Here is an 11401-nt window from a genome sequence, read left to right as displayed (position 1 = left end):
GGTTTGGTAGGATGCAGGAAACATATTGGTTTAGGGGAGCTGCACTGAGGCTCCCTATTTTTTGTCCCCTTTATTGTCTCAAAGCCCTGTACCGCATGACGTTGAGTACCCTTGTCACCCGTTAAGCTGCTGCACAAGTTTTTTGACAGCGCTCGATTAGATGTGGGGTTGCCAGACCGCTTTGGTATACCGGTGAAACCCAGGGAGTGGTTTCTTTTACCGCTGGGGGCCATTGAGGAAGCGATCAAAAAAATCAAGGAAGGTACCCTGGATCAATTTCGCTACGACCCAGAGGCGGCAAAGCTAGTGCGATTGTAGTGTCGTCTCAGGAAGATAACTATCCCGAACAGGCAGGGAGAGATCCTCAACCTCAATCATCAGCCGTGGGATAAGCCAGCTCACCCATGATGTAGGTGGCAGTTACCGCGCGATCGCCCCCCATAATCACCAACGAAAACAACAGGTCCGCCAGGGATTCTAAAGTCAGCGGAATACCCGCTTCATTCCGCAGCGCCAGCAGGGTTGTCGCCTGGGGGTCGAGCACGACAAAGTCGGCCTCCTTGCCGGGGTCAAAGCTGCCCAGTTTATCCTCCAGACACAGTGCCCTGGCCCCGCCCAGGGTAGCGAGGAACAGCGCCCTGAAGGCCGAGAGCTTTTGCCCCCGTAGCTGAGCCACCTTGTAGGCTTCGTTGGTGGTTTGCAGCAGCGAAAAGCTGGTGCCCGCCCCCACGTCGGTACCCAGGCCAACCTTGACCGGGTACTCGGGATTTTTAGCCTGCTCGATGCGAAACAGACCGCTGCCGAGGAACAGGTTGGAGGTGGGGCAAAAGGAGATCGCCGCCTTGGCCTCTGAAAGGCGCTGAAACTCGGCATCGGTCAGCTGTACCCCGTGGGCAAACAGCGATCGCTCCCTCACTAGCCCGGTCTGGTCGTATACATCCAGATAGCCCTGGTACTGAGGAAACAAGCTCTGAATCCAGGCCACTTCATTGACGTTTTCAGATAGGTGGGTGTGCAGGTACACATCGGGAAACTCATCCAGGAGGCGGGCCGCCAGCTTCAGCTGGGCCTCGCTGGACGTGCCCGCAAACCGGGGAGTAACAGCGTAGAGCAGCCGCTCCCGCCCGTGCCATTTTTCAATTAACGCCTTTGACTCATCGTAGGATGACTGGGCGGTATCGCTGAGGTAATCAGGGGCATTGCGATCCATCATCACCTTGCCGCTGATCATGCGCAGGTTGCGGGCTTCGGCAGCCTCAAAAAATGCATCCACCGAAGCCGGAAACACCGCCGCAAATACCAGGGCGGTGGTGGTGCCGTTCTTGAGCAACTCGTCTAAAAATAGATCGGCTATCGAGCGAGCATAGGCGGCATCAGCAAACTTGCGCTCGGTGGGAAAGGTGTAGCAGTGGAGCCATTCCAGCAGCTGTTCGCCGTAGGCGGCAATCATCCCGGTCTGGGGATAGTGAATATGGGTATCGATCAAGCCCGGGACGATAAGCTTGCCGGTGTAGTCAACTACCGGTAGGTCGCCTAAGGTGGGCTTTAGCTCATCGTAGGGGCCTAGAGCCTCAATATGCCCCTGGCGAATTACCAGTAGACCGTCGGCGATATAGCGCACCGCTTCGGTCTCGGTCTGGTAAAACGGGTCGGCCACGCAATCTAGCAATGCGCCACGAATAGCAGTAGCCGCCTGGGTAGAGAGCTGACCAGGACGAGTCCCCATAGTTAATAGCCCCGATGCGATGACTAGAATGCCCCATCATACTGCGGCCCACCCAAAGCGCCTGGGAGAGCCCGGTGACAGCCCCTAACTCATCCTAAACTCTGGAGTTGATTTGGATGGCGGCCCGACTGCTCTAGCAAAGGTCAGAGGCCTAGGGGGTATCTACCAGTTTTTGAAACCGAGGGTCATCACGACAGCTGTCGAAATGAGCATCGATCTGCACCATCACCCGGTACACATAGGGACTTAGCACAAACGTGCGGTAGAGATTTTTTAGGGTTTGCTCCAGGTTGCCATCCATAGCGTAGGCACGAGCTTTGCCGTACCAAGCGTTGGGGTTTTCGGTCTGATGAATCAGAGAGGTCTCAAAGCTCTTGATCGCCTGGGCATAGTAACCCATTTGAATCAGTACCGTGCCTCGTTGGTTCCAAATATAGTGGGCAGTGGGTTTCTGTTCGAGGGCTACCTGCAGCACCTGTAGTGCTTCTTCGTATCGGTGTAGGCCACATAGGGCTACGCCCTGGTTGTAGCGCGCCCGATGATCTTGGGGGGTAAGTCTAATGCTTTGCTCAAAACTACTGACGGCATCGCGGTAGTGACGCAGCTGGTTTTGGGCGGTACCGAGGTTGTACCAGGCCTTATTGTCATTGGGGGTTAGCTCTACAGCCTGCTTGAGGTGAGTAACGGCAGCTTCGAAATGACTCAGCTTGGCCAGAGCATGGCCTTTGCCATGCCAGGCCAAACCGTAGGTAGGGCACTGATCTAGGGCGTGGTTAAAACTGTCAAGGGAAGCCTCAAACTGTTTCAGCGCGGCCAGGCAAAACCCATGCAGGGTCCATACCTCATGGGCTTGGTCGTTAAGGGCTAAGACCGCCTCAAACCGGGCTAGAGCTTCGCCATAGCGCCCAATCGCGTAGAGCGCATCTCCCTGACCTCGGAGTAGCTCAGCGCGAGTAGGTTTTGACAGAGCGATATCAGATCCAGCAGACATTCGATCAAGAGGCACCGCTTAACGATGCCGGGTGATGGGCCTTACCCCAGATTGCCCGCTTTTAGTGCGATCGCACCGTTAGGCTAGCCCCTTGGCCCGTTCACCCAGCAATATCAGGCCATTTGTAGCAAACTATCCAGGGCCATACCCGCTACTTGTGCCGTATGTACTCATACAGGTCAATGTACTCCTCACCCGGATGATTCCAGGAAAAATCGTAGGCCATGCCCTGTTGGGCAAGACGACGGAAGAGGGCGGGCTGCTGGGTCCAGATGTCAAAGGCGCGGTTCATCGCTGACTCCAGAGCAACGGTGTCCTGCTGGAAAAACACAAAGCCATTGCGCTCTTCGGGGCCATGGAGAGTGTCATAGTCCCAGTCGAAGACAGTATTTACCAGGCCGCCTACGCCGCGCACAATGGGTACCGTGCCGTATCGGAGGCCGATCATCTGAGTCAGACCACAGGGCTCAAAGTTGCTGGGCACCACAATCATATCGGCCCCGGCATAGATCAGGTGGGCAAGCTCTTCATTAAACCCCAGCTCCAGATGAACATCGGGGTTGTCGTTGAGATAGAGCTTTTCATGCCAAAACCAGTCGTTAATGCTTTTCTCTGTAGCCGAGCCCAGCAGCACAAACTGCGCCTGGCGCGACAGAGCATAGTAGATCGCGTGGTGCACCAGGTGTACACCCTTTTGATCGTCTAAGCGACCAATAAATGCGACCAGAGGCCGATCGCTCTGGCGCAACAGCAGGCGATCGCGCAGTTCTTTCTGATTGAGAGCCTTATCTTCAAAGGTGGTGAGGCTGTAGTGGTGTGGAATGTAGGGGTCTACCTCTGGATTCCACACGTCGTAGTCAATGCCGTTGAGAATGCCCGAAAACTTATGCTGGTTGGCGTGTAGCGTATGCCCCAGGCCAAAGCCCTGGTCAGTATGCTGGGCTTCCCAGGCGTGATAGGGCGACACCGTGTTGACATGGTTGGCGTAGGTAATCCCCCCTTTCATAAAGTTGATCGCAAACGGATTGAAATTATCGCGCAGGCGATGGGGCTGAAAGTAATGCTCCGGTCGGTTTAGCCCAGTAGCCTGCAAAATCTCAGTACCGCCAAAGCCCTGGTGCTTGAAATTGTGGATGGTGTACAGCACCCGCTGAAACTCCATGCCGTTGTACTGGTAGATTTCAAACAGCATGACTGGAATGAGACCAGTCTGCCAGTCATGGCAGTGAATCACGTCGGGGCGCTTGTTGCTGCGCAGCAGAAATTCCATGGCGGCCTTACTAAAAAAGGCAAACCGCATTGGGTCATCATCGCAGCCGTAGTAGCAGCCGCGGTTAAAAAACATCTCCCACGACTTGGGCTCGATAAAGAAACACAGCTGCCCATGTACCCAGCCGCACAGCACATCGCAGCGAATGTCGGTGCCGTACCAGGGCACGATCAGGTCGCAATATGCCTCATGCAGACCCCAAATATGGTCGTAGCGCATGCAGTCGTACTTGGGCAGAATCACCTCGACGCAGTGGCCCTGGGTCTCTAGCTCACGGCTGAGGCCGTAGACCACGTCTCCTAAGCCGCCAGCCTTAATAACAGGGGCACATTCCGAAGCGACCTGCACAATATACATGGCATCTCCCCGTTATCAAAGGTGATTTTTGTTGCCCCTATTCAATCAGGATGTTGGGGCATAGGCAAGATCTTGACGCTGGAAATAGGCCCAATCTAGCCAATGAGATAAGCTGAGTGACAGCAAAACGTAAGTCTAACAGCTGTGGGCCTGTTTCTGCGGCTTGGTGCACTTGTCTACTCCTCTGCTGGGGAGGGAGTCTCGGCCCGAAGCTGTTCTAAGGCTTGCCAACGGCTCTCCAACTCTTCACGCTCCTGTTTGAGGCTGCGCTCAAGCTCTTGAATTTCGTCGCGGCGAGCAGCCGTTTCTAGCGCTCTACGATCGACCTCTTGGCTTTTGAGGGTAAGCGATTGTCGCCAACGCTCAGCTCGTTCAATCTCCTGCTCGAGGGCTTCGGGGGTCACACCATAGACCAAGTAGTGCTCAACTAGGCCGAGTATCCACGCAGTGGCATCTTGTACGGCGGTGATCTGACTCAGGTTATCGAGGTCTACCAGTACTAGGTTGCCTTCTTGAAACGCCAGCAGGCGCGTGGTTTCAACAATACGCTCTGACGACAGCAGCGTCCAGGTCGTTTCAGAGGTCTGCTCGGCCAGCAGCAAAAGTTCTGCACCGCCCAGGAATGCTTTTTTTTGAACCTTTGCCAGGTATTGCATTAGTCGCTAAATCTATACGCTCTAGGCACGAGTATACCTGGTGAACCCCGGCCTTTAGGCGCAGGTCGCTATTCGCGTTGCTGGGAGGAATCGCTCGACGCTGTCCGTAGGCCTACGGAGATGTCACCCGCTATGAGCGGATAATGACCCACAATTTAAGTTATCTCGCCGAGGTGGGATAACCGGGCTCAGCTTAGACTGGGGTTAGTGTACGAAGTGTTACAACATTGTCTGAATATATGGCTGAGGTAGAGTTTTAGCTCCCGAAAACAGCTGTCGTTATGATCAATTCAGAGTGCGTCAATATGTCGAACCTTGAGCAGACCATCGAAAGAGTATTTGCGGCCCGTCGCCTGACCCGTAATGACCAGCAGCAGCTGATGGCTATGCTTTCTCAGCGGGAGCTTAGCTCCAACGATGCGGCGCTGATTGATCGCGTCTATGAGGCGCTGAGCCAGGGTCGCTTGCGCGTAGTAGATTAATTTGCCGCCCGCTGAGCCAGGATGTTGGGGCGCTGGAGTAGGGTTCAGCGTTGCTTCCTGTGAGCTAGGCAGCGATTGAATAGTTGACCGATAGGGGCCATACTCCACTAAGATTTTCTAGAGCATTCGTGGTTGTTTCGCCCCTACCTGTGCAAGGCTACATGTCTGATTCGGAGAAAATCCCCGAGATCTTCAAGCTGATTGATATTCTCGATGGTCTAGAAACGTTAATCGATGGTGCCCCCAATGAAGATGTGGAGGACATCCTAGAGGAGGCATGGCTGCAAATTAGCGACACCTTTCCCGATGACTTTAAGGCGGCCACCCAGCACGATGCGGGGGCCGAGGGTCTGCGTCGTTACCTCAAGGTCAAAACCTTCTTTGAAAATCCATCGGAGCGATCGATCGGAGCTGCCGACTTAGAAGAGTATTACCGCAGCTACATTGCCGCTGAGGAAGATGAGGAATCGACCGATTTTTTCTTTCCTGATTAGGGGCTGGCGTAGGAACGCGTTGCCATCAGAACTAGAGGATTTACGCGTCTAGACTACCCTGGCAGCCCCAGGGTGGTGATATAGATGACGGCTTCGTCTGCGGGCAGGCCCAGTACCTCGTTGACCTGGTCGTCGTAAAAGCCGCCGATGCCGCTCACCCCAAGGCCAAGCCGGGTCGCCGCTAGATTTAACCGTTGGCCCAGGTGTCCGGCATCCATGTGCAGGTAGCGGTAGACGCGATCGCCGTAGGCCTCTACGGCAGCTTTGAGGTCGGCGGTGTGAATGATCACCGCCGCCGCATCACGCCCTAGCTCCTGGCCAAGACAGAGGTAGTGGAGCTCTCGGCGAAAGTTCTTAAATCGCACCTGACGCAGTTCTTCACTGCCGGGGGAGTAGTAGTAGCAGCCTTCGTCTAAGGCTGTAACCCCGCAGGCGACGATGAACGTGTGCACCAGGGTGCGATCGCCGTAGTCAGGGTCGGGGTCAAACCCCTGGTCGCGGTAGTGATGGGGCTGGTAGGTGAAGTCGAGGAGATGTTTGAGGTCGGCTAACGTGATCGGCTTGCCGCTGTATCGGCGGGTTGAGCGGCGTTTAACCAGAGCGGTCTCTAACTGGCCTAGATGGGCTCCCCAGGTGATGGGGGTGGTGGCCATCGGCACGCGCAGGCCAAAGGGTAGGTTGTATTTATCTGGGCGAGTATGGCTGGACTGGGGCGTATCACGGGTAGGCCGCATCGCCCAGCTGGGCACTTTGGCCGTGGGGGCGATATCAATCACTCGGTGGAAGTAGCTGAGCAACTCCCCATCGGGCACCTGATCAAAATTGGTTTGAGCCGGGGTGGCAAAGGCGACCTGGGCATAGGGCAGGTTTTGCTCCACAGTCAGCAGGTCGGCCAGGGGCAGCACGGCGAGGGCACCCTCCTGGACGGGGTCGAGGTAGAGCAGGTCGGCCACAGCCCGGTCAGCAAAACTGGCAATCAGGTGGGGGCGAAAATCGACTAAGGTGCTGGCCAATTCTAGATTGCCCAACAGGTGGCCCGCGTCGAGGCAAATGCGGCGATAGGCGCGATCGCGATAGCGCCAGGCCGATCGATAAAACACGCCTGTGACCACCAGGGCCAGATGGGTAGCCTCTAGGGCTGGGTGCCAAAAGCAGGCCTGCTGTAGCCCTTGCCAGCAGTGGTCGTCCCAGTAGCGCCAGAGCGTGTGGCTACGCACCTGGTAGTTATATAACCCCGCTGGCAGTAGTCGATTGCCGCGCGATATGAGGTAAACCTCTGCCGGGTAGAGCCCCCCCGCAGAGGGGGCCGACCGCAGGTAAAAGGTTTGCCCCGTAGCCGTCGGAAATTTTGCCGTCAGCCCATAGGTGTTGATGAGCAGTCGCGATAGGCGCATCCAGTCGATCTGGTGCTCCCCCGGCTGGGGATTATCGACATCTAGGTAGGGTTTGAGGTCGATCTCAGCCCCGACTCGGTAGGTCTTAAAGGGCTGGGGCTGACGGCTGTAGTCGAGCGGTTGAGCCTGGGTTTCCAGGATTTGAGGATCGTACTTGGTGCGATCGTGGTAGTGCTGGGCAATCGAAATCAGAGCATCAGGCATGGCCAGAAATATAACGTGGTGATTGGCGCGGTAACCCGTTCCGTAAACGCGAACCACTTATAGCTTTCCAAAGCTTAGCTGTGGGCTAAAAATTTGATCGCATCCTAGCTGAGACACCGAAAAATGACCGGGCCAGCAAAATTTTGCATCTCTACATTTTACAGAAAATAGAAAGTAGGTACTGATCTGGTCTTGCCGCTGCCGCAAAAATCTGAAAAGAAGCTTAACGCTGAGTTGTTGAGAAACGTAAACGTTTAGAGTGGCTTTGATATTTGCTTAAGCAGAAATACTTAGGCTTCGTGCCTGCTTTCAACAACGATGGATCGATTCACTTCAGCAGCTCTGCTCAGAGCTTACAACAATGGCCAACGCTCTTTTTTGGCCGTAGATCTAACGGGCATTCAATTATTTGAGGCTGATTTACGTCAGATTGACCTCCAGGGTAGCTGTTTAGATGAAAGCTATATCCCCTACGGCAATCTCAGCCTGGCTAATCTCCGGGAGGCCAGTCTGGTTAAGGCCCAGTTGGGAGACATCAACCTATACGGAGCTGATTTGACTGGGGCTGTGTTGATTGGGGCCGACCTCAGCCGGTCTAGCCTGCAGGGTGTCAATCTGCACCAGGCTGATTTAACGGGGGCCAACCTCAGCGGAGCCGATCTGCGCCAGGCGGTGCTGACCTTTGCCAACCTAGAGGGAGTCAACCTCAGTGGAGCTAAGCTGGCCCAGGCAGACCTGGCTGGGGCTAACCTGAGCCGGTGCAACCTGTTTCGGGCAGTGGGGGTAGATCTTGGCGGAAGTCGCTGTGATAGCACGACTATTTTGCCCAATGGCTACAACTATGGCCGTTAAGGGGTGCTGGTACCCAGGGCAAATGTTGCTGGCCGGTGCCCTAACCCTTTGAAGTATCAGGTATCCTAGGCATATTCCATTAGGACAGTCCTGATGAGGCAGTCTATGCGTTCCCTGGCCGGTGTTCCTCGCCCATTATTATTGTTGGCGCTGATGATGCTCAGCGGCGGGGGAGTGCGGCCTGGGTTTGCCCAGGAAATTTCGCTGGCTCCCGCTGAACCTGTGCTGCTGGCCCAGGCCCCTGCCACCACGGCTGAACTAGAGCGGCTGAGTACTGAGGCTGACCTGGCCTTTCGCCGGGCCACCACGCTATTTTTTGTCATGCTGGGCACGCTGTTGCTGTTGCTGGGGCTAGGGGTGGTGATGCTCTGGCTGATGCGGCGATCGGTGATTCAAGAAGTCTCGGTGGTGGTGCGTCACCAGATTAACGACATCACCGATCTGGAGACTAAGATTCAAACAGCAACCCGCGACCTCGACTATATTCTGGCCCAGGCTAAAGAGCGAGCCGCGGAGCTCGACAGCCGCACCGATCGCTTTCAAGAAGAGGCCGTTACCAAAAAGCAGGTGCTCAACCGCCTTGTCGATGATCTGGCGGAGTTTAAGGCCCGCACGATCAACGATTGGCAATCGACCCTGGGTGACTTGCAGGTGAAGCTAGAGTCGACCGAGGCCAATTTCGTCGGCCACCTGACCGGGCTGCGCCAGACCGCCGATGACGAAATTACGACTCTGCGCAAAGATACTCAACTCCAGCGCGATGTCGTGTTTCGCACTCTAGAGGAGAACCAGACCGGCTTTTTACGCGATGTCAATCGCCTGCGCAGCGATGTCGAGGTACACCAAGATGCCGCGCTGCAAAAGATTGGCAATGCCGAAGCGAGCTTTAGCGATCAAATCGGCACCATGGCCCAGGCTGTGCAGGAAGAGCGCGATCGCATCATGGCGGCCCTGGCCGACCTGCGGCAGCAGCTCACTACCCAGGCCGGTGACCAGATCGAGCGCCAGGCCGCCGCCATCGCTGAGGTGATGGAGTCTGAACGCCAGAGCAGCCTGGGTCGCCTGCAAAGCCAGACCGACGACATCAGCCGCCAGCTCAGCGAGTTGCAGATCAGTGCCCTGGGCGAGCGCGACCTGGCATTGCAGACCATTCAGCGCTCTATCGACGAATTCACTCAGCGATTTGCCAACCTGCGCACCGAGGTCGATGGCCAGCGCAGCCGCATTTTGGCCGATCTGCGCCGCCAGGCCGATGAGTTTTTGGCTCAGTTTGGTGGGCTCAAGCTCGACATCGAGCAACGGCAAGATATGCTGCTGGGCGATCTGCGCCTGGCTGCCGATGAAGCGTTGGAGCGGTTTGCCACCACCCGCACCGAGGTCGATGCCCGCCAGCAAAATACCCTCGACGATTTTCGGCGGGCGGCCCAAGCGCTGCAAACCCAACTGGGGCAGCTGGCCACTGAGGCTGAAGTCCAGCGCACAACTCAGTTAGCCGATATTGAAGCTAGCGCCAGTGCCTTTCGGCAGCAGATGCGAGTGTTGCAGGAGGCGGCAGGTGAGCAGCAGCTGCAAATTATCGACGGGCTACGGTCGATGGAAGCGGCCTTTACCGAGCAGCTCAACCAGGTGCGTGAGGTGATCTTTGGCCGCCGCGATCGCGTGCTCGACAAAATCGACACCTTCGACACCCGCCTCAGCGAAGACCTGGCCAACCTGGGCACCACCACCGCCGAGCGCGAGGCGGCGGCTCGTAGCCAGCTCGACAGCCTGATGGCCGACATGGCCGAGCGCTTTGCCCGACTAGAAGCCGATATTGACGCGGGGCGTGAGGTCGCCCTGGGTCACCTGGGCGATCTACAGCAGAGCTACCGGGTGCGGCTAGAGGCCATTCAAGCCGAAGCCCAGCATCAAAAAGATGACATTATGCAGCGCCTGGGCGAGGTGTCGCCCCAGTACCTGGCCGACTCGTTTATGAGCGAGGCCCGGCAGCAGTTTGCCACTCTCACCGATAAGCTCACCCGGCTGGAAACCAACCGCCCCCAGCTCTTTCTCACCGCCGATGAGTACATTGGTCGGGGCGATCGCTACCTGGTCGACAGCGACTATGCCCTGGCGATCGCCGAGTACGACAAAGCGCTCGATATTCAGCCAGTTAACACCCAGGTGTGGATCAACCGAGCCCAGGCCCAGCAAGCCCTAGAGCAACTGGAGGCCGCGGTCGATTCCCTCGATCGCGCCCTGGAACTAGAGCCTAAACACACGGGAGCGCTGATGCAGAAGGGCTTAATTCTTCGCGAACTGCGCCGCCACGAAGACGCCCTGGCAGCCTTTGACCAGCTCACCGAGGTGACCCCTAACGACGCCAAGGCCTGGCTCAACCGGGGCATGGTGCTCAGTCGCCTCAAGCGGCGGGAAGAGGCCATCACCGCCTTCGACAAAGCGCTGGAAATTCATCCTGAGTACCACGAAGCCTGGGTGAATCGGGGCGTTTCCTACGGCATTTTGCAGCAGCATGAAGAGGCGTTTAACTCCTTTGATAAGGCAGTCGAGTACCAGGCCAACGATGCGATCGCCTGGCTCAACCGGGGCCTATCGCTGATCGAGCTGGAGCGCTACGACGACGCCTTAACCAGCTTTGACAAAGCCACTCGGTTCAACCCCGACGCCCCCAAAGCCTGGGACAACCGGGGTCTAGCCCTGGTGAAGCTGGGCCGCGACGACGATGCCATCAAGAGCTTCGACAAGGCGATCGCCCTCGACCCCGACTACCCCAAGGCCCATTACCACAAAGCCCTCTGCTACGCCCTGCAGCGCCAGTTTGACAACGCCATGGAAGCGCTGCAACAGGCGGTGCGGCTCGACCCTGACTACCGCGAAGAAGCCCGCACCGAACCCGCCTTTGACGAACTGTGGACCGATAACTGGTTCCGCGAACTGGTGGAGAAGTAGCCCCGCTCAGGCCAGCTGGGGTCGGT

General features: G+C 56.7%; 10 protein-coding genes. 5 read left to right on the top strand and 5 right to left on the bottom strand.

The window, feature by feature from the left end:
- Window positions 1-111 precede the first annotated feature (111 nt).
- Entirely contained in the window at window positions 112-318 is a 207-nt protein-coding gene (locus tag IQ254_RS15795) for a GIY-YIG nuclease family protein (RefSeq protein WP_193967119.1), read from the top strand.
- A gap of 52 nt (window positions 319-370) precedes the next feature.
- Here the strand turns inward: IQ254_RS15795 and guaD are convergent, their stop codons facing one another.
- The 4 genes from guaD to IQ254_RS15775 form a co-directional block, all read right to left on the bottom strand.
- Complete coding sequence (gene guaD, locus IQ254_RS15790; RefSeq protein WP_193967118.1) at window positions 371-1726, bottom strand: guanine deaminase; 1356 nt, start codon at window positions 1724-1726, stop codon at window positions 371-373.
- A 151-nt stretch (window positions 1727-1877) separates the two neighbouring features.
- A complete protein-coding gene (locus IQ254_RS15785; RefSeq protein ID WP_193967117.1) occupies window positions 1878-2717 on the bottom strand; it encodes a tetratricopeptide repeat protein in 840 nt (279 codons plus the stop codon).
- Between the two features lie 151 nt (window positions 2718-2868).
- Complete coding sequence (gene glgA / locus IQ254_RS15780) at window positions 2869-4344, bottom strand: glycogen synthase GlgA (protein ID WP_193967116.1); 1476 nt, start codon at window positions 4342-4344, stop codon at window positions 2869-2871.
- A 176-nt stretch (window positions 4345-4520) separates the two neighbouring features.
- On the bottom strand, window positions 4521-5000 hold the full coding sequence (locus tag IQ254_RS15775) for a hypothetical protein (RefSeq protein WP_193967115.1): 480 nt from the start codon (window positions 4998-5000) through the stop codon (window positions 4521-4523).
- A gap of 281 nt (window positions 5001-5281) precedes the next feature.
- Here IQ254_RS15775 and IQ254_RS15770 point away from each other — a divergent pair, with 281 nt between their 5' ends.
- Both IQ254_RS15770 and IQ254_RS15765 read left to right on the top strand, forming a co-directional pair.
- The gene (locus tag IQ254_RS15770) at window positions 5282-5482 is read left to right on the top strand and encodes a hypothetical protein (RefSeq protein WP_193967122.1); all 201 of its coding nucleotides are present in this window, start codon (window positions 5282-5284) and stop codon (window positions 5480-5482) included.
- 161 nt (window positions 5483-5643) lie between these two features.
- Window positions 5644-5976, top strand: coding sequence for a hypothetical protein (locus IQ254_RS15765; protein WP_193967114.1), 333 nt, complete (start codon window positions 5644-5646; stop codon window positions 5974-5976).
- Between the two features lie 53 nt (window positions 5977-6029).
- On the opposite strand, the gene IQ254_RS15760 is transcribed toward IQ254_RS15765, so the two are convergent.
- On the bottom strand, window positions 6030-7574 hold the full coding sequence (locus IQ254_RS15760; protein WP_193967121.1) for a SagB/ThcOx family dehydrogenase: 1545 nt from the start codon (window positions 7572-7574) through the stop codon (window positions 6030-6032).
- 318 nt (window positions 7575-7892) lie between these two features.
- On the opposite strand from IQ254_RS15760, the gene IQ254_RS15755 reads away from it, so the two are divergent.
- Window positions 7893-8426: a pentapeptide repeat-containing protein gene (locus IQ254_RS15755; RefSeq protein ID WP_193967113.1), complete on the top strand. Its 534-nt coding sequence runs from the start codon at window positions 7893-7895 to the stop codon at window positions 8424-8426.
- Window positions 8427-8519: 93 nt separating this feature from the next.
- A complete protein-coding gene (locus IQ254_RS15750) occupies window positions 8520-11375 on the top strand; it encodes a tetratricopeptide repeat protein (RefSeq protein ID WP_193967112.1) in 2856 nt (951 codons plus the stop codon).
- The last annotated feature ends 26 nt before the right edge of the window (window positions 11376-11401 follow it).

This window comes from Nodosilinea sp. LEGE 07088 (assembly GCF_015207395.1).
Classification (GTDB): Bacteria; Cyanobacteriota; Cyanobacteriia; order Phormidesmidales; family Phormidesmidaceae; genus Nodosilinea.
Note: the sequence above shows the minus strand (reverse complement) of the source record. Positions and strands in the feature narration are given on the sequence as shown.